The following is a 17,888-nucleotide window of genomic DNA, read 5'->3' on the forward strand; positions in this document are numbered from 1 at the left end:
TAGTTGTCACTCCTTTTTATCGTCAATATAAGTAAATGCTAATGAATAGCAGCATTTTAAGATGGCTTTAATCGATGGACGCATCTTTTCTCCATCGTTCCAATAGTCTTTTGAGGGTTTAGAATTGACTTCAATCAGCCAGAGATTTCCCAGTCTGTCAATGCCAATGTCGAGCCCTAGCTCGTAACAATTTGGATAATGCTCCATCTTGCTGATGATTCTAGCAGTCTCTAGAGAGAGCATTTTCAAGTGTGAGAAAGTTTGAAGTGCCATTTCTTCATTAAATAAATCAATTAATAATGCTTTTGCATTCTTTATCAATCCGCCACTTGCAATATTGGAGACAAACTGCTTTGAGGAAGCAACACGAGCAACAATGGAAGTGATTTTCCAATCTTGCTGATGATTTCGATGACAGAGTATCCGAAAATCAATAGGCCTTTCTTTATATTCTAGAAGAGGAATGGTTTGCTGAATGATATAAGATCTTTTTTGAGCAAAGGGTTTAAACCATTGATAAAATTGTGAGATATGGTGAAAGGCTTTTTTATCAACTTCGTAATTTTTTGTTGTTCTTTCTATTAAAAGCCCATTTTCTTCTTGGTTAAGATGAAGAATGTTCTTTCCTTGACTGCCGTGGACAGGTTTGATGTAGACATCCTGATAGATTTTTAAAAAATCCTGTAGATTTTCTGGTGTATAAAGAATGGTTGGAGGTAGAACTGATTGTAGAACTTGATCGGTTGCAATGGTTTGGTGAACCTCCCATTTGGATAGAAAACGCTGATTAAAGATGGGGATATCACGTGTTTGAAATAGTGTAAGCTTCTCTTGAAAAAAAGAGCTGGTTTCTAATTTCCTTGAGTGGATTCGGTTATAAATGACATTTGGAAAAGGGAGCTCTGCTTGAACCCATCCATCCCCATCAAAATAAAAACCTATTATTTCCTCTTGATGAATTTTTTGAATTTGAAAGACATAAAAGAGGCCACCAAATTGTGCAATCAATTGTTGAAGTTCCTCACAAAAGGAATGAATGGAACCAAAAAAAGGATTTTCTTCATCTATTTTCCTCATATTAGTCATCACTGCAATAATGGGCCCAATAAAAATCGTTTTTAAACCTGGATGATAATGGGCAAGCAGAGTTCTTTTATCGGCAGGGAGAGATAGCTCAGAGAGTAAGGAATGATGAAGAAGCCATTCATTTTTTTCCATATTGGAAAGTTCGATTTGTATTTGTACTTGTTTTGTTCCTACTGATAAAATAAGCTCTTCCTCAATGGGAATTTCCCAAAACCTTGCTAAAGTATGACTCATTATGATTTTCTGATGTGCTACTTGAGATGTTTTGTTCGGAGTTATGATAATTGATACGCAAGAAGTAATCATAAATATATTCCTCTTTTGCTTGCCTTTAGTTGCCAATGTTTATGATTGTGGAACCCTTACAATCTTTCTGAATATAGGCGAATATTAGATATCGTATCGTATGAATGGTTTGAAATAATGGTGCTTATGAAGAAGCAGAAGATAGAGGTTTTTTGAAGTTAAATTGGGAAGCATTAGAAAAAAATGATTGATGGTTTTTTTACGGAAAAGGGGATATTGGAATAATTTGTTATATTTTTGGAAGGATTTACGGTTTTTCTCGCTTGAAAGGGTGACATTATCGCAATGAAAGACATATTTTGTTATAGTGTATAGGATGCCTAACTGAAAAGGAGTTGTCAAAATGGCTGTAAATATACATGATTCAGCTTATGAATTGCAAAAAACCATTCGAAATAGTCAAGAATATTCTGCTTTAAAATTAGCTTATCAAGAAGTGAATGCAGATGAATCCGCAAGACGGATGTTTGAAAATTTTCGAAATATCCAAATGCAGTTACAACAAAAACAAATGATGGGACAAAATATATCCCAGGAAGAAGTAGAGCAAGCGAAAAAATCAGTTGCCTTAGTTCAACAAAATCCAAAGATTGCAAGGCTAATGGAAGCAGAACAACGAATGAGCATGGTAATTGCGGAGCTTAATCAAATCATTATGAAACCACTTGAAGAGTTATACGGACCTCTTGCCTAAAGAAAATCGCTAAAATAGAAATGAGCAGTGCTAAGATTCCTTTTAATGGGAAGTTTTGGACTGCTTTTTCTTTTTTGAAAAGCATTCGATTTTTTGCCAAGAACAAATGGTTATGTTCTTCACATCAGAAAGAATATCCATTGTCCTATTCTTTGTTCTATTCCCCCCTTAATCTACATAAAAGTGTATTAAGAACATTTCATCACGATTAGGGGGCATAACAATGATATATCGGTTATTGGCAATTAATATTGATGGTACAATTTTGCAGCCAAATGGCAGAATTCATAAAAGTACGAAAGAAGCAATTGAATATGTTCAAAATAAAGGAATTTACGTCACATTAGTAACAGGTCGTGGCTATTTATCTGCTAAAAAAGTGGCTAAGGCTTTAAGAGTGGATTCAGTATTTATCACACATCACGGGGCATACATAGCGAGCGCAGCCAACCCGCCAATTTCTGTGACTAGAATTCCAGAGGAAATTACATTTGATGTGGTGCGTTTATTGGAAGGATTTCCTTGTCAAATTCGGATCATGGATGAGAAGTTCTCACTAGCAAATAAATATAAATTAAATCACAATATCCTTACAAAAGCTGTATTTCAATCAGATGATTCGATTTTCTATCCACAACAATTTGTTGATGTGTTAAGTGATACCATTCTCGATGAACCAGTATCCCCCCTTAAACTAGAAGTTTATTTTGAAAGCCATAAAGATTTATTGGAAGCTAAAAAGATAATGGAGGGTTTATTCGACGAGATAGAAATCATCATCCTTAATGAGCTTCGAATGGAAGTTGTTGCACATAACGTATCAAAACTAAATGGGCTACACTTAGTAGGAGATTACCTTGGAATTAAACCTTCGGAAATGGTGGTCATTGGCGATGGTCTGGATGATTTAGAAATGATTGAGGCTGTCGGTTTAGGAGTAGCAATGGGAAATTCACCGAATGAACTGAAAAAAGCGGCAGATTGGATTACACGCTCTAACAATCAACATGGAGTTTCCTACATGGTCAAAGAGCATTTTCGCAAACAACAACCAATTGAGTTTCTAAAGAAAATGAATATTATTAAATAAGATCTCGGAAGACTCTTGCTAATTTTAATTAAGTAAGGGTCTTCTTTTTTTAGGTTAAGCTAGGGCTTGTTTACTGGCAATTTTCCTGTAAAACGAGCATACACTTGGTGTAAAGGAGGTTGTATCTATGTTTCGTCGACGATTTAAGGGCTTTCAAAAGCCTCGCAAAGGACCTCTGCCCATGAAGCTTGTTTTATTAATTTCCTTACTCATTTTTATTCTCTTAAATTTATTTTCTCTTTGGATTATTGAAAAAGCTGTACGTCCGATCCTTGTGGATATTGCGAAGACAGAAATAAGGGGGATTGCGATTGATGCCATAAATGAATCGGTCCAAGATAATATGAATAAGATGGATATCAATGATTTAATCGTTTTTCATAATATTGATAAGGATCATCTTACATATAGCACAAACTCAAAATTGTATAGTCAATTTATTACGAAAACCACAAAGGATATTCAAGAAAAGCTTGGAAATAAAGAACAGCATCTTTACTCAACAGAAAAGTCAGGGACAAAAGATAAAGAATTTGAATCCATCGTTTATTATATTCCCATTGGGGTTGTCACAAGAAACTCTTTACTTGCCAATTATGGTCCTAAAATTCCCCTTGAAGTTTCCATCGTGGGAGAAGTGGAGCCAACATTTGAAACCTCAGTCAAAAAAATAGGAATTAATAATACGTATTTGGAGTTATTTGTGACCTTTAAGGCATCACTACAAATTGTGATTCCATTTACAACGGAGGAGGAACCTGTTGTTACGAAGGTAAAACTAGGGGATATTTATCGTGAAGGTGATATTCCGCATTATTATGGAGAAGATGGAAGTGATTTACCTAATCCAACCATCAAAACGGAGGATTAAGAAAGATATTTCTCTCATATGGATAAAGTCTCAAAGCTAGTAAACATTCCCACAATATTGACCAGAATACTTCCTTTTTGTAAACTAGTAACAGTTCATGGATGAGGTGATTACTTTGCGAATAATGATTCGTGGTTTACTAGATGAGCGATTAAAACGGCCATTGCAGTTAATTGCTAATTTGTTTTTTGAAGAATCAGAGATTTTTTTTGAAACTTTGGTAGAAAATCCTGATTTTATCATCCAATTTCAGCTTGAAGTAAATGAAAGGATCAAAGTGAAAGCTGAATTAAATGGTGAGGGACAAGAAACGAAAATATCCGAAATGGAAAAGGCTATGCCCTTTTTTGATACAGAAAAACAAAGATTTAATTTTGTTAAAAATACAATCGCCAATGTTTATTTAGCTATTTTACAGGAGGCAACAGGGATTACCCAAAAGTGGGGGATCTTGACGGGGGTTCGTCCCACAAAGCTGCTTCATAAAAAAATAAAGGCAGGTATTTCTAAAAAGGACGCTCATCAACAATTAAAAGCCGATTATCAAATTACCGACGAAAAAATTGATCTTATGCAGCAAATTGTAGAACGGCAGTTAACCGTAGTTCCTGATTTATATCGTTTGCGTCATGAAGTAAGTATTTATATAGGAATTCCCTTTTGTCCAACGAAGTGTGCTTACTGCACTTTTCCAGCCTATGCAATTAATGGGAGACAGGGATCCGTTGCTTCCTTTTTAGGTGGCTTACACTATGAAATGCGTCAAGTGGGGAAATGGTTGAAGGATCATCATATGAAAATTACGACTATTTATTTTGGCGGAGGAACCCCAACGAGTATTTCTGCTGAGGAAATGGATCTGCTTTATGAAGAAATGTATGAGTCATTTCCAGATGTTAAAAACGTGCGGGAGATTACCGTTGAAGCTGGTAGACCAGATACAATTACCCCTGAAAAGCTGGCAATATTGAAAAAATGGAATATCGATAGGATTAGTATTAATCCTCAATCTTATATTCAGGATACTTTAAAAGCAATTGGACGTCATCATACAGTGGAAGAAACGATTGAAAAATATCATTTAGCTAGAACAATGGGAATGAACAATATTAATATGGATTTAATTATTGGTCTACCTGGTGAAGGTGTGAATGAGCTCAATGTTTCGTTAAATGAGACTGAAAAGCTAATGCCCGAATCCTTAACGGTTCATACTCTTTCTTTTAAGCGTGCCTCTGAAATGACCCAACATCGGAATCAATATAAAGTGGCTGAACGTTCTGAGGTGGAAAAAATGATGTCTATGGCTCAACAGTGGACGAAAGATCATGAATATGTTCCATACTATCTTTATCGCCAGAAAAATATTCTGGGAAATTTGGAGAATGTTGGATATTCAAAGCGAGGGAATGAAAGTATTTATAACATCATTATTATGGAAGAGGTTCAGTCCATAATTGGACTTGGATGTGGTGCGGCCAGTAAATTTATTGACCCTGCTTCAGGCAAAATTATGCATTTTGCAAACCCAAAGAATCCAAAGACTTATAATGATAGTTTTGAGAAATATACAAGTGATAAAGTGAAGATTCTAGAAGAATTATTTAAAAGTGAGGGAACTCTTTCTTAAAAGGGGTTCCTTTTTTCTACAAGAAAAGCGGACTTTCGGCAAATTTTTTCAATAATTCAGAAAGTGGTTCAATTCTTAGGAAAAAACATTTATAATCAAATTAACAAGAGGAGGAGGGGTTTAACATTGAATACGGAGTGTCCTACAAGCACAGTAAATGTGGTTGTTCATGGTCGTGTTGCTAGAGTGGAGATGAATAGGCCAGAAAGCTTAAATGCTCTAAATCAGCAAATGATCAAGGAATTGGGGGTAAAACTTAAAGAAATAGGTACGAGGGATGATATTGATATTGTTGTTTTAACAGGTAGCGGTAGAGCTTTCTCATCTGGTGGAGATATTAAGACGATGCTTTTAGGGAAAGATGAAAGCGATTTCTCCCAAGTGATGGATTGCTTAAGCGATCTTGTCGTGACGCTTTATTGTTTGCCGAAGCTTACGATTAGTGCGATAAAGGGGGCAGCTGCTGGACTTGGATTAAGCTTGGCTTTAGCAACTGATTATATTCTGGCAGATCAAAACAGTAAATTGGCAATGAATTTTATAGGAATTGGACTTATTCCAGATGGTGGAGCACATTTTTTCTTAGAAAAAATGCTTGGAGAAGATAGGGCAAAGCATTTAATTTGGGAAGGAAAAGTGCAAACGGCTGCTGAAGCGAAGCTTAGTGGGGTCATCCATGAGGTGGCAGAGGATGGATTAGAAGAAGCGTTAAATCGCAAGCTGAAGGAATGGTTGAATAAACCTGTTCAGGCGATGATTCGTACGAAGAAAATTCTTGCTGAAAATCATCGCCCGGATTTATTGAAAATATTAGAATTAGAGAAATATGGGCAGTTAAAAATGAGAAAAACGAAAGACCATGCAGAAGGAATTGCTGCATTTTTAGAAAAAAGAAAACCGAGTTTTAGCGGTCAATAATGAAGTCATGTGCTCAAATATTTAATATTTTGGCACTTTTTTGTTAAGTTTAGATGGTAGAAGGATTGGATGGAGCTGTAGCTTCTTTATGCTGGATGCCCTTCAAAGTATGTGGGCAGTATTAAGTATTTTCCGGATTGACCAATCTGAGGCTCGAGCCTGTTCCAATATTTAAACAACAATCTATTCCCTTTAAAACAAAAAAACGGACTCTAAATTTAGAAGTCCGTTTTTTTATCAAGATTATTTTCATTTTAAAAAAATAAAGGAACATGTGAAGCGCACCGTTCTATGTAGAGTCTGTCTAGTTGTTCGGTTTTTGGCCTATCTTAAGGATGGAAAAGGATTAGTTTCCCCTTAGGAGATGTACAACGATGCGTTTTTTCAGAGTAGCTTTTCTCTTCAAGTAACCTTTCCCCTATTTTCTTTGCTTCATCATCATCAATTGCTTGGAATGCTTCATCAAGTAATTTCTCCCCCGTAGGTTCGAAAACTGTCAGTTTGTAAGTGTTCACAAAACGCACCTCTTTTATAATATTCTGATAGTTTACTATTATTTTTGCATAATTTAAGATGAAGGTAAAGCAATTTTTCGTATTTTTGGAACTATTTAGCATGAGCTTTCGTATTAAAAATGATGAAAAAAAAGGAGGGAATTCTATGTCCTTACAGCTAGATAATGTGACGAAACGATTTGGAAATTTTACTGCAGTAAAAGATTTATCGATTAATATTCCTGAAAGCGAAATTTTTGGATTCCTAGGTGCCAATGGGGCAGGAAAGACGACGACCTTTCGGATGATCCTTGGCCTGCTTGATCCTAGCTCTGGGACCATTACGTGGCAGAGAAAGCCTATCAACTATTCGACAAGTTCGCAAATTGGCTATTTGCCAGAGGAAAGAGGGTTATACCCTAAGCTAAAAGTTAAAGAACAAATTGTTTATTTGGCAAGGTTGCGCAGGATGCAAAAAGAAGATGCTTTGAAGGAATTGAATTATTGGTTAGAACGCTTTAAGGTGCCTGAATACGCAGATAAGAAGGTGGAAGAGCTTTCAAAAGGGAATCAGCAAAAAATTCAGTTTATTGCCTCTGTCATACATAGGCCGAAATTATTAATATTAGATGAACCGTTTAGTGGACTCGACCCGATAAATGTTGAAATGTTGAAGGATGCTGTCTTGGATTTAAAGAAAAATGGCACAACCATCGTTTTTTCTAGTCATCGAATGGACCATGTTGAGGAAATGTGTGAGCATTTATGTATTTTACAAAATGGGACTCCAGTCGTACAAGGGGCATTAAAGGAAATTAAACGTTCTTTTGGAAAGAAAAATTTGATTATCCATGCAGATTTCGATCTTAGCTTTTTAAAGGATATTTCTGGTGTACATAAGGTGAAAATGACTCCAGAAGGAATCCATTTACAAATTGAAGGGGAGAGTGTGGCTGAGAATATTTTAAAGGACATTGTCGGACTTGGATTTATAAGAAGATTTATGCTAGAAGAGCCTTCTTTAAATGATATTTTTATAGAGAAAGTGGGTGCTTCCTATGAGTAATTTTTGGATCATGTTATTTCATACGTATTTATCTAAATTAAAAACAAAGCAGTTCATTATCACCACCCTAATTACCGTTTTGATCGTCATTGGTCTAACAAATATTCAAAATATCATTTCTTTTTTTGATAAGGACGGAGGTCATGAAAAGATCGCTGTTATCGATGAAACTGGTGCTTTATTTACTCCGCTTCAAAAGCAAGTTAAGGCAACAAATAAAGATCTTGAGCTGTCTTCCTATTCAAAGTCCATTTCAGAAGCGGAAAAGGCAGTGAAGGAAGAGAAATATAAAGGTGTACTAGTTCTTGATTTGAATCAGGAGAAACTACCAGTTGCGACCTATAAATCGATGACTATTTCCAATTCAGAGATTCCTTCAGAATTACAGGCTGCCGTTCAACAGATCAAAACGCAGATGGCCGCATCACAGATAAACTTAACTCCTGAACAATTAGCGAAATTATATGAGCCCATTTCTTTTCAAAAAGTGGCACTCGAGAAAAATGCTAAGTCAGAGGAGGAGTTAAATCAAGCAAGAGGACTAGTCTATTTTCTATTATTCTTTATTTATTTCGCGGTTATTATGTATGCCAGCATGATTGCAATGGAGGTCGCGACAGAGAAATCTTCAAGGGTAATGGAGATTTTAATCTCAAGTGTTTCCCCTGTTAAACAGATGTTTGCAAAGATATTAGCAATTGCGCTATTAAGCTTGACCCAATTAGCTGTATTTTTCGCTGTCGGCTATATTTTTGTGAAGAAGAATATGGATTCCCTTCAAGGCGGATTTTTCGATTTCTTTGGATTTGGTAATCTCCCAATTGCCACTATTATCTATGCAGCGATATTTACGCTGCTGGGCTATTTATTATACGCGACGATGGCAGCCTTACTTGGATCATTAGTAAGTAGAATTGAAGATGTGCAGCAAATGATTACACCGATGACCTTTTTAGTTGTGGCAGGATTTATGATTGCCATGTTTGGTCTTAGTCAGCCGGATAATACATTTATTACCGTAACCTCTTATATTCCGTTTTTTACACCAATGCTTATGTTTATGCGTGTTGGTATGCTCACGCTTCCAATTTGGGAACCGATAATCGGGATTGCCATTTTATTAATTACGATTATCTTCCTAGCAATTTTCGGAGCAAAAGTATATCGAGGCGGAGTGTTAATGTATGGTAAATCTAACTCCTTCAAAGATATTCGAAAAGCCTTGCAAATTACAAAAAAACAATAACATTTTTGATAAGGTCCTACCTTAAATGGCGGGACCTTCTTTTGATTAAAAGACAGAACGTGCATTCGTATTTCGGACATGTTAAAATATATAAAAAACGAGTGAGGTAAAAAATGAAAGAAATATCCTTTATTCATGCTGCTGATCTCCATTTAGATAGTCCGTTGATTGGGCTTCAACATCTTCCTCCAAAAATTTTTCAAAGATTGAAGGAAAGCACCTTTATTGCCTTGCGAAAAGTCATTGATGCTGCGATTCATTATCAGGTTGATTTTGTCATTCTTGCAGGCGATTTATTCGATGAGGAGGATCGGAGTGTTCGAGCGCAAACCCGGTTACGAAAGGAATTAAACCGTCTTTGTGCCCATCATATTTCTGTTTTTGTCATCCATGGGAATCATGACCATTTAGCTGGAGTATTCTCCAATTTGAAAATGCCGGATCATGTGAAAACCTTTGGAGCCCAGGTAGAGGTGGTTAACCACCTAACAAAAGGGGGAGCCTCTGTAAATCTTTATGGTTTCAGTTATCCCAAGCGACATGTGCTGGAGAGAAAAGTTCTCGATTATCAAAAGCAAGGGCAGGCTGATTTTCATATTGGGATCTTGCATGGTAATTTAGAAGGAAGTTCAGAACATGGAAACTATGCTCCTTTCCAATTAAAGGAGTTACTCGATCGAGAAATGGATTATTGGGCCTTAGGTCATATTCATAAAAGAACGATTGCTCAAGAGAATCCGCCAATTGTCTATCCTGGAAATATTCAAGGGCGAAATCGAAAAGAAGTAGGGATGAAAGGTTGTTATCTAGTGAATTTAACAGAATTAGGTTCAAAGCTTCACTTCGTTGAAACCTCTGATATTGTTTGGCTAGATTTAAAAATAGATGGTCGTGACATGTTGGACTTTCATTCCGTATTTCAGGGATGTCGGAAAGCTCTCGATTCTGTTAGACAGAATCATATCGGACAATTGGTTCAGTTGACAATACAGAATACAGCTCTTTTTGAGTCCCAGCTTGATCCGAATCTGCAGCAGGATTTATTAGAGGCTTTGCAAGAAGAAGAAAGTGAGGAATCAAGCTTTGTTTGGCCCATTTCTATCCAAATAGAGGAAGAGATTCAGTGGGATCGAAACTCTTTATCTTTGTCTGCTGACTTCTTTGAAGAGTTATTTGCTGTTATTGATGGATATCAGGATCAGGATCATGAACAAAGCTTAGCCCCATTATTTGATCATCCTGTCGCAAGGAGGTATTTAGAATCATTATCTGAGGATGAAAAAAGAAAGCTTTTACAAGAGACGGAAAATATGTTGGTTCAAGAGCTTTTAAGCCTGTAATAAGAAGGTGGTTGCAAATGAAAATTTTAGAAATACATATCTATGGCTATGGAAAGCTAGAGAATTTTGTCATAAAAGAGATGAAAGATTTACAAACGATTTATGGTGAAAATGAAGCAGGAAAATCAACCATTATGATGTTTATTCATAGTATTCTCTTTGGCTTTCCAACGAAGCAGCAATCAGAGCTAAGATATGAACCGAAAAACGGCGCGGCATATGGTGGAAAGCTGGTGTTGCTTTTTCCTGAAAAGGGACAAGTGGTTGTAGAAAGAGTGAAGGGGAAAGCAACTGGTGACGTCCATGTAAGCTTAGAGGACGGTACTTTCGGGGGAGAAGAGCTTCTAAAAGAGCTACTATTACATATGGACAAGAGCCTATATCAGTCGATTTTCTCCTTCAATCTAAATGGTTTGCAAAATGTTCATCTTCTCAAAAATGAAGAATTAGGACGATTTTTATTTTCTGCAGGAACATTGGGCTCTGAAAAATTAATGGCAGTAGAAGGAATGCTCCAAAAGAATCTAGATAATTATTTTAAACCCAATGGCAAAAAGCCGCTGTTAAATGAAAAGCTCAGGGAATTGAAAGCGGCTCAAGTTGAGCTCCAACAAGCAGGAGAGCAAAATGCAGATTATTTAGGGTTGATTCAGGAAAAAGAAGCACTTCAAGGCAAAATAGAGAAGTTAAAGGTAGAAACCCGTAATCAGCAATTAGAACTTCAGAAGTTTCAAAATTGGGAAGGGCTTCTTCCACTATTAAAAGAAGAACAAGCTTTACAGGAAGAAATGAGTTTGCTTGAAGACTTGCCATTTCCGATTGATGGCATTAGTCGCCTGAATCAGCTTGAACAACTGATTAAACCATATGAGGGACAAGTAAAGGGGATTAATGAGAGAATTAAATCTCTAGAGGGGCAGCTAAAGGAATTAAAACCAAATGAGAAAATCCTACAGCATGAGGCGGAGATTAGCTCTTTTATTGAAAAAATGCCTTTAATGGGACAATTAAAACAAGAGGAAGAAAAACTTCAAGAAGAGAAGAATCATATGGAAAAGGAGATTGCTGTTATTAAAGAGAATCTTCACACAGCAATGGATGATGAAGCTCTATTATTATGCAATACAGGAATCTCAATGAAAGAACAAATAGAAACTGCGGAAAAAGAGTATTCAAGATTGGTGGATAAAAAGGTCGAATTGGATGAAAGATTTGAGACAGAAAAGACGCGATTAGAGGATATCGAGCAAAAGGTTGCCGCATTGGAGCAAAGACTTTTACCAATTACGAAAAAACAAGATTTAGAAAATCAATTAAAGAAGAATTCAAATCAAGAAAAGCTTCAAATCGAGTTAACCAATATTCAAGATAAAATGGATTTTTTGGACCAAACAAAGAAAAAGCAAAAACAGCAAAAGAAGAAAAATCAGATGATTCTTACCATCCTTGTCCTTTTGAGTGTCATCGCTGTTATTAGGGGAATCATGAGCAGTCAGCTCATGATAGCAGCTGGAGGTGCTGTAGTAGTCATAATGCTTCTTTTCTTGCTGCTTAATCGTAGTCAATCAGACAAGGAAATGGAGCTAGAAAATCGAAAATTAAAAGAAAAGGAAAAAGATATTTCCGTTCAATTAAAGGATAAGGGAACAGAAGTGCTTGAGGCAATCGGAAAAACTTTAAAGGAAGATGCAGATTTAAGAAGACAATCCCAATTATGGTCAATGAAAAGGGAAGATCAAGAAATTCAGTATGAAAAGCTGATACAAGCATTTGATGAATGGGAGCACAGAACGAAACGATTGGAAAATCAATTGATTGACCTGAGAGAAGGGCTAGGTTTACCTAAGGAGATTACTTACAAGCATATTCCAAAGGCCTTTATGCTTTTGGAAAATTGGAAGCAGTATGTAAGAGATAAACAGAATATCGACCGACAATTATTGTTGATAAAGAAAGATATGGAATCGATAAGTCAGGAAATTAGAAAATGGGGAAATTTATTTTTAAAAAATAGGGAGACCCTTCCACTTCAGGAAGTAGCCATTCATTTAAAGAATAGTTTAAGAAAAGAAAATGAAAAAAATATCTTGTTTAAAGAAAATAAGGCAAAATTGATTGAATGGCATGAGGAATTGGATAAATTAACGGTTGAACTCGATTACTTGCAGGATGAAAAGAAAAAGCTATTTCAATTTGCAAAGGTGGAGAATGAGGAGACTTTTCGCGAGAGAGGAAAAATGGCGGAAAAACAGGGAAGTCTTTTTCGACGGTTAGATGAAATAAATCAACAATTTGTCCTAGCCAATATTGACACCGATGAAAAGAAGCAGATAATGGCAATCAATCATATTGAAAGTCTTCTAAATGATCAGAGCAGAACCATCGAAGAAACAGAACAACAGCTTCAAGGGCTTCATGAAAAATTAGCTGATATCAAACATAAGGTAAAGCAGTTAGAGGATGGAGGGATGTATACAGATTTGCTTCATCACTATAAGCAATTGAACTATCAATTTTCGGAGGAAGCGAAAAATTGGGCGCGATATGCGATTGCGAAGGACATCCTCTCAAAGACGATTGAAAAATATAAAGAAGAACGTCTACCAAGAATGCTGAAAAAGGCGGAGGAATATCTCTCCTATTTAACCAATCATCAATATGTGCGAATCCATGCTCAAAATGTGGGAAGCGGACTATTGATTGAACGAAGAGATCATACCCTTTTTGAGGCGAATGAATTAAGCCAGGCCACATCAGAGCAGGTCTATGTCGCCTTGAGGCTCGCACTAGCGACAACGCTTTATGATAAATATCAGTTTCCTATTGTTATTGATGACAGCTTTGTCAATTTTGATCATGAACGAACTGAAAAGGTTATTCGTTTGCTGCAATCAATAAGAGACCATCAAATATTGTTTTTTACTTGTCACAAACATCTTCTTTCTTATTTCAAAGAGGAAGAAATCCTGCATTTAAAGGAATCTATTATTCAAGCGTTCTAAACAAGATGAGGAAATTGGAAGGGCTAATTTCTATTTGGAAATGCTTGTAGTCTTCTATTTACAGATTAGGAATATGATATACTCTCTTTATGGGAAGGAGTGTCGGGAAAAATGAAAATGCTACTTCAGCACGAAGTTGGGGATGCGATTGAACAATTCTTATTAATTAAAAGCTCAACAAAAGGGACAGCAAGCAATGGGAAACCATTTTTATCGCTTATTTTGCAGGATCAAAGTGGAGAGATTGAAGCGAAGCTTTGGGACGTTTCTGATGAAGATGAGAAAACGTATGCCGCGCAAAAAATTGTTAAGATTCAAGGAGAAATTCAAAATTACCGTGGACGCAATCAGCTAAAGATTCGTCAAATACGTCCGGCAGTTCCTGATGATCGTGTAAAGCTGTCAGATTTTTTACAAACAGCACCCATCGGTATCGATGAAATGACTGGGAAAATTACACAATACATTTTTGATATGAAGAATCCGAGTATTCAAAGAATTACCCGGCATTTATTAAAAAAATATGAAAAGGCATTTTTTGAATATCCAGCAGCGACGAAGAATCACCATGAATTTGTCTCAGGATTATCGTTTCATGTTGTGAGTATGTTAGATTTGGCTAAAGCCATTGCTAATCTTTATCCAAGTCTTGATCAAGATTTATTATATGCTGGTGTCATCCTGCATGATCTAGGAAAGGTGATGGAGCTATCTGGCCCAATTTCTACAACCTATACAGTAGAAGGGAACTTGCTTGGCCATATCTCAATTATGGTGAACGAGATTGGAAAGGCAGCCGATGAGCTTAATATTTCTGGTGAAGAGATATTAGTATTACAGCATTTAGTGTTAAGTCACCATGGTAAGGCGGAGTGGGGCAGTCCAAAGCCTCCTATGATTAAAGAGGCTGAAATCCTTCATTATATTGATAATATTGATGCTAAAATGAACATGTTAGATCGTGCACTTGAAAGAGTGAAGCCAGGTGAATTTTCTGATCGAATTTTTGCTCTGGATAACCGTTCCTTCTATAAACCTACTTTTCATAAATAATCTTCAAGGGCTGAATCGGGATACGGATTCAGCCCTTGTTTTTTGAAGAAATAGAAGTTTCATCATACATATATCGATGGTAGCTGCATATTCTTATATAAAGTAATAGGACATCTTTTTCAAAATAGGGAGGATATGAACATGGCGATGCCAATTTGGGTTTATTTCATTGTAGCTGGTATTATTATTAGTGCACTGATGGCATTTAGAACAGGAAAGACAGAGAGAAAGCAGGAAATGGAGAGCATTGAGTTAGAAGGAAAGGTCTATATGGATCGAATTGAAAAGGAACGGAAGGTAAAAGATCAAGCAGAAGCATAAAAAACGGATCCGCTAATGGGATCCGTTTTTTTTTTGAAAAGGGAAGTGAAGTATCTTCGCCTTATTTTGCTGATGCCGTGCTATCACTGAAAATATCTTTTAGATCTTTATCTTTTACTTCAATGTCAGCATCCTTTAATTCTCGTTTTAATGCTTTTTGAACAGTATCATTATCAAGTTTAGATAATTTAACTTCTTCCTCAATTTGCTTCTTCATATCATTAAATGATTTCTTCTCTTTTTTATCTGTCACTTGAATAATATGGTATCCATTTTGTGATTTCACAGGCTTGCTGATTTCATTAATATCTAATGCATAAGCTGCTTTTTCAAATTCAGCAACCATAGTACCTGTACCGAACCATCCTAAATCCCCGCCTTTTTCTGCAGAGGCTGTATCAGTAGAGTATTTTTTCGCTAAATCTTCAAATTTTTGTCCAGCTTTAAGTTTTTCTTCGATTTGGTCAGCAGTCTTTTTATCTGCGACTAAAATATGTCTAGCCTTAATTTCTGGTTTGTAGTTTTTATAATAATCTTGTAATTCTTTATCTGTAACTTTAACATCTTTCATTGCTGCTTTTTGGATTAACATTTCATTCTTGAAAACTTTTTTCAATTCTTTTTCATCTTTAATATTGTTTTGTTGGAGAACAAGGTTAAAGCTATCTCCATATTGGTCCTTCAATTCTTGAACTTTAGCATCAAGCTCTTTATCAGTCACTTTATACTTATCAGACAAAACCTTATTATAGACAAGTTCTTGTAATGTAGCTTCACCGTACTTGTCCTTCATTGCGTCATATAGCTCGTCCTTCGTAATGTCCCCTGATTTTGATTTAACAATTGTTTCAGAGCCGCCATTGTTACAAGCAGCTAAAGCAATTACCCCAGCAGCTAAAGTCAGGGATAGTATCCATTTTTTCATCCATTAACACTCCTAGATCAATTTTCTAAAGTATTCATCCACAACCATAACTATACCATATAATGACTTATAAACAAAAATAATATCCATTTTATGATTTTTAAAAATTTTGAAAATAAGGACTGTACCATAGAACTTAATCCTGAATCCCTCCTTTTCATTTCAAGAAGGGATCAATTTGGGAATGATCAGGATAGTTGCCCATTCCAAATCAGTACAAATAACATAGTATAGATTAGCAACTCATGAAAGGAGGTGTTATCATGGGTGCAGGATATGGGGCAGGTTTTGCGCTAATCGTTGTACTGTTTATTTTATTAATCATTGTTGGAGCTGCTTGGCTCTAATGGTTACACGGTTACCAGTAAGGAATTAGCATGGTGATAAAGTGAAACTTCCATCAGTGGGGGTTTTCGACGCACAGGACGTGAAGTGTGCAGACGTAGCGATTGACGTCGCGCTTTTAGTCTGCCATTCATCCCCCACTGATGGTTAGTCACGCAAAGCCTGATTGATTTTTCTAAGGGCTGAAGCCCAAAGAAAAATCTTATTTCACTTATCACGCTCATAACGCCACGTCCTGTGGCTTCGCCTGACTAGGACCTTAATCCCTCGTCGGACCTTTACGGACAGTTGATCTCCCACTTATCTTCTTCGTATTCTCAGAATCTTGAAGTGGGAGTCAAAATGTCCGTTAAGAGTGGGATAAACTTACGCAACCTTTTAGTTAGTGAAAACAAAAAGAAGCGGAGAGAATCAGCATCTCTCCGCTTTTTTCAGCCTATTGATAAAAGCTTAATCTTAATTAAGTGAATAAAATTTCAAAATAGGAAGAAACCAATAAAATCGTGACTAAAATGTTAATGGTTCGAAACACTTTAGGTTGTTTTTCATCGGGAATTTCCTTTTGCAGACAAAGGGTATTTGTCAATGAATTAATTTGATACAAAATGAAAAAAGATACCATAATAAAAAATATGGAGATCATCAGCGAATCCCTCCTTTAAATACTTGTTAAATATTACTGGAAGTTTTTGCTAGGATAATTGTCATTACTCTAGCAAGAAAATACATAAAGCGTTAGTTCATTTTAATAACGTTTCAGACGGAGATACTAATCAATATGATGTATAGTTAGAACGTAACACTAATATTTCAATCCCATCTTTGCTTTCTTCAATGAAGGAATCCTTTGGTGCAAACAGGATATTTTTGACACGAATAAAATCGGGAGCACAAATTCCCACATGAAACGCTATTAAGATGGTAAAATAATGGACATAGTGTGGAAATAAGTAGCACGCTACCACGAAAAAAAGAGTTATAACGAAAAAAGGAATCGTTAATGTCAGTAAAAATAGATTTTTTGAAATGGGTTCATTTATTCTAACCATGATTGTTGGTAAATAATATTTGTTGATCCCCATCTTTTTCACAACCTTATTACCTAAATGGGCAAGAGGAAGGTAGTGTAAAAGCTTATGAATTGGGTACAAGAGCAGTAATCCTAGTACAAAAAAAATAAAATAGTGATTATCATGTTTATAAGAAACAAAGAAGTAAGTACTTGGAACATAAAGTAGAATAAAAGTAAAAAACATAGTTAAGGAAGACAATATAAATAGTCTATGTGAACCATATTGCTTTGAAAAGTTAATCGTCTTCCAGCAATTCATAGTATCAGCCTCCATTAGGAGTGTTTAACTCCAAACTCACCTAGATACTTTACGATGAAAAATGTAAAAAATCAATAGAAACTTCAGGTTCGCAGGAATAAAGAATTTTGAAATCTTTTCAAAGCTCTTTTATTATATGATATTTTCAGTTTTAATTGAATCTTGCAGCT

At 35.9% G+C, this 17,888-nt stretch carries 17 protein-coding genes; 12 read left to right on the forward strand and 5 right to left on the reverse strand.

Features of this window, described 5'->3' with window-relative positions; genetic code table 11:
* Positions 1-6: 6 nt before the first annotated feature.
* Entirely contained in the window at positions 7-1,392 is a 1,386-nt protein-coding gene (locus ACE38V_RS00190) for a YheC/YheD family endospore coat-associated protein (protein WP_375839100.1), read from the reverse strand.
* A gap of 343 nt (positions 1,393-1,735) precedes the next feature.
* Here ACE38V_RS00190 and ACE38V_RS00195 point away from each other — a divergent pair, with 343 nt between their 5' ends.
* The 5 genes from ACE38V_RS00195 to ACE38V_RS00215 all read left to right on the forward strand — a co-directional run bounded on the left by ACE38V_RS00195 (position 1,736) and on the right by ACE38V_RS00215 (position 6,595).
* On the forward strand, positions 1,736-2,086 hold the full coding sequence (locus tag ACE38V_RS00195) for a YlbF/YmcA family competence regulator (protein WP_375839101.1): 351 nt from the start codon (positions 1,736-1,738) through the stop codon (positions 2,084-2,086).
* Between the two features lie 223 nt (positions 2,087-2,309).
* Complete coding sequence (locus tag ACE38V_RS00200) at positions 2,310-3,176, forward strand: Cof-type HAD-IIB family hydrolase (protein ID WP_375839103.1); 867 nt, start codon at positions 2,310-2,312, stop codon at positions 3,174-3,176.
* A 127-nt stretch (positions 3,177-3,303) separates the two neighbouring features.
* The gene (yunB, locus tag ACE38V_RS00205; protein WP_375839104.1) at positions 3,304-4,047 is read left to right on the forward strand and encodes a sporulation protein YunB; all 744 of its coding nucleotides are present in this window, start codon (positions 3,304-3,306) and stop codon (positions 4,045-4,047) included.
* Between the two features lie 115 nt (positions 4,048-4,162).
* Positions 4,163-5,677, forward strand: a complete 1,515-nt coding sequence (locus tag ACE38V_RS00210; protein ID WP_375839105.1) for a coproporphyrinogen III oxidase — start codon at positions 4,163-4,165, stop codon at positions 5,675-5,677.
* A gap of 126 nt (positions 5,678-5,803) precedes the next feature.
* The gene (locus ACE38V_RS00215) at positions 5,804-6,595 is read left to right on the forward strand and encodes an enoyl-CoA hydratase (RefSeq protein WP_375839106.1); all 792 of its coding nucleotides are present in this window, start codon (positions 5,804-5,806) and stop codon (positions 6,593-6,595) included.
* A gap of 329 nt (positions 6,596-6,924) precedes the next feature.
* Here ACE38V_RS00215 and ACE38V_RS00220 read toward each other — a convergent pair whose 3' ends face one another.
* Complete coding sequence (locus tag ACE38V_RS00220) at positions 6,925-7,110, reverse strand: YhzD family protein (protein WP_375839107.1); 186 nt, start codon at positions 7,108-7,110, stop codon at positions 6,925-6,927.
* A 145-nt stretch (positions 7,111-7,255) separates the two neighbouring features.
* On the opposite strand from ACE38V_RS00220, the gene ACE38V_RS00225 reads away from it, so the two are divergent.
* The 6 genes from ACE38V_RS00225 (at position 7,256) to ACE38V_RS00250 (ending at position 15,117) form a co-directional block, all read left to right on the forward strand.
* Positions 7,256-8,155, forward strand: a complete 900-nt coding sequence (locus ACE38V_RS00225; protein WP_375839108.1) for an ABC transporter ATP-binding protein — start codon at positions 7,256-7,258, stop codon at positions 8,153-8,155.
* The gene (locus ACE38V_RS00230; RefSeq protein WP_375839109.1) at positions 8,148-9,401 is read left to right on the forward strand and encodes an ABC transporter permease; all 1,254 of its coding nucleotides are present in this window, start codon (positions 8,148-8,150) and stop codon (positions 9,399-9,401) included. Before ACE38V_RS00225 ends, ACE38V_RS00230 begins: the two co-directional genes overlap by 8 nt.
* A 113-nt stretch (positions 9,402-9,514) precedes the next feature.
* Positions 9,515-10,741, forward strand: coding sequence for a metallophosphoesterase family protein (locus tag ACE38V_RS00235; protein ID WP_375839110.1), 1,227 nt, complete (start codon positions 9,515-9,517; stop codon positions 10,739-10,741).
* Positions 10,742-10,758: 17 nt separating this feature from the next.
* Positions 10,759-13,743 carry an ATP-binding protein gene (locus ACE38V_RS00240; protein WP_375839111.1) on the forward strand — a complete coding sequence of 995 codons (2,985 nt, stop codon included), beginning with the start codon at positions 10,759-10,761 and terminating at the stop codon, positions 13,741-13,743.
* Between the two features lie 111 nt (positions 13,744-13,854).
* A complete protein-coding gene (yhaM, locus tag ACE38V_RS00245; RefSeq protein ID WP_375839112.1) occupies positions 13,855-14,796 on the forward strand; it encodes a 3'-5' exoribonuclease YhaM in 942 nt (313 codons plus the stop codon).
* Positions 14,797-14,937: 141 nt separating this feature from the next.
* Complete coding sequence (locus ACE38V_RS00250; RefSeq protein ID WP_375839113.1) at positions 14,938-15,117, forward strand: sporulation YhaL family protein; 180 nt, start codon at positions 14,938-14,940, stop codon at positions 15,115-15,117.
* A gap of 61 nt (positions 15,118-15,178) precedes the next feature.
* Here the strand turns inward: ACE38V_RS00250 and ACE38V_RS00255 are convergent, their stop codons facing one another.
* On the reverse strand, positions 15,179-16,042 hold the full coding sequence (locus ACE38V_RS00255; RefSeq protein WP_375839114.1) for a peptidylprolyl isomerase: 864 nt from the start codon (positions 16,040-16,042) through the stop codon (positions 15,179-15,181).
* A 263-nt stretch (positions 16,043-16,305) separates the two neighbouring features.
* On the opposite strand from ACE38V_RS00255, the gene ACE38V_RS00260 reads away from it, so the two are divergent.
* The gene (locus ACE38V_RS00260; protein WP_090746485.1) at positions 16,306-16,389 is read left to right on the forward strand and encodes a YjcZ family sporulation protein; all 84 of its coding nucleotides are present in this window, start codon (positions 16,306-16,308) and stop codon (positions 16,387-16,389) included.
* A gap of 458 nt (positions 16,390-16,847) precedes the next feature.
* On the opposite strand, the gene ACE38V_RS00265 is transcribed toward ACE38V_RS00260, so the two are convergent.
* Together ACE38V_RS00265 and ACE38V_RS00270 are read right to left on the reverse strand one after the other, a co-directional pair.
* A complete protein-coding gene (locus ACE38V_RS00265; protein WP_375839115.1) occupies positions 16,848-17,030 on the reverse strand; it encodes a hypothetical protein in 183 nt (60 codons plus the stop codon).
* Between the two features lie 130 nt (positions 17,031-17,160).
* Positions 17,161-17,718 (reverse strand): DUF3267 domain-containing protein, encoded by a 558-nt coding sequence (locus tag ACE38V_RS00270; protein ID WP_375839116.1) that lies wholly within the window; start codon positions 17,716-17,718, stop codon positions 17,161-17,163.
* Positions 17,719-17,888 lie beyond the last annotated feature (170 nt).

The sequence above is a fragment of the Cytobacillus sp. Hz8 genome, from assembly GCF_042263505.1.
Lineage (GTDB): Bacteria > Bacillota > Bacilli > Bacillales > Cytobacillaceae > Bacillus_BE.

Excerpts from the sequence above, each read along its gene's own strand:
- yhaM (WP_375839112.1), top strand. The coding sequence starts at position 13,855 with ATGAAAATGCTACTTCAGCACGAAGTTGGGGATGCGATTGAACAATTC.
- ACE38V_RS00190 (WP_375839100.1), bottom strand. The coding sequence starts at position 1,392 with ATGATTACTTCTTGCGTATCAATTATCATAACTCCGAACAAAACATCT.
- ACE38V_RS00240 (WP_375839111.1), top strand. The coding sequence starts at position 10,759 with ATGAAAATTTTAGAAATACATATCTATGGCTATGGAAAGCTAGAGAAT.
- ACE38V_RS00225 (WP_375839108.1), top strand. The coding sequence starts at position 7,256 with ATGTCCTTACAGCTAGATAATGTGACGAAACGATTTGGAAATTTTACT.
- ACE38V_RS00270 (WP_375839116.1), bottom strand. The coding sequence starts at position 17,718 with ATGAATTGCTGGAAGACGATTAACTTTTCAAAGCAATATGGTTCACAT.
- ACE38V_RS00200 (WP_375839103.1), top strand. The coding sequence starts at position 2,310 with ATGATATATCGGTTATTGGCAATTAATATTGATGGTACAATTTTGCAG.
- ACE38V_RS00260 (WP_090746485.1), top strand. The coding sequence starts at position 16,306 with ATGGGTGCAGGATATGGGGCAGGTTTTGCGCTAATCGTTGTACTGTTT.
- ACE38V_RS00265 (WP_375839115.1), bottom strand. The coding sequence starts at position 17,030 with ATGATCTCCATATTTTTTATTATGGTATCTTTTTTCATTTTGTATCAA.
- ACE38V_RS00250 (WP_375839113.1), top strand. The coding sequence starts at position 14,938 with ATGGCGATGCCAATTTGGGTTTATTTCATTGTAGCTGGTATTATTATT.
- ACE38V_RS00235 (WP_375839110.1), top strand. The coding sequence starts at position 9,515 with ATGAAAGAAATATCCTTTATTCATGCTGCTGATCTCCATTTAGATAGT.
- yunB (WP_375839104.1), top strand. The coding sequence starts at position 3,304 with ATGTTTCGTCGACGATTTAAGGGCTTTCAAAAGCCTCGCAAAGGACCT.
- ACE38V_RS00255 (WP_375839114.1), bottom strand. The coding sequence starts at position 16,042 with ATGAAAAAATGGATACTATCCCTGACTTTAGCTGCTGGGGTAATTGCT.
- ACE38V_RS00195 (WP_375839101.1), top strand. The coding sequence starts at position 1,736 with ATGGCTGTAAATATACATGATTCAGCTTATGAATTGCAAAAAACCATT.
- ACE38V_RS00230 (WP_375839109.1), top strand. The coding sequence starts at position 8,148 with ATGAGTAATTTTTGGATCATGTTATTTCATACGTATTTATCTAAATTA.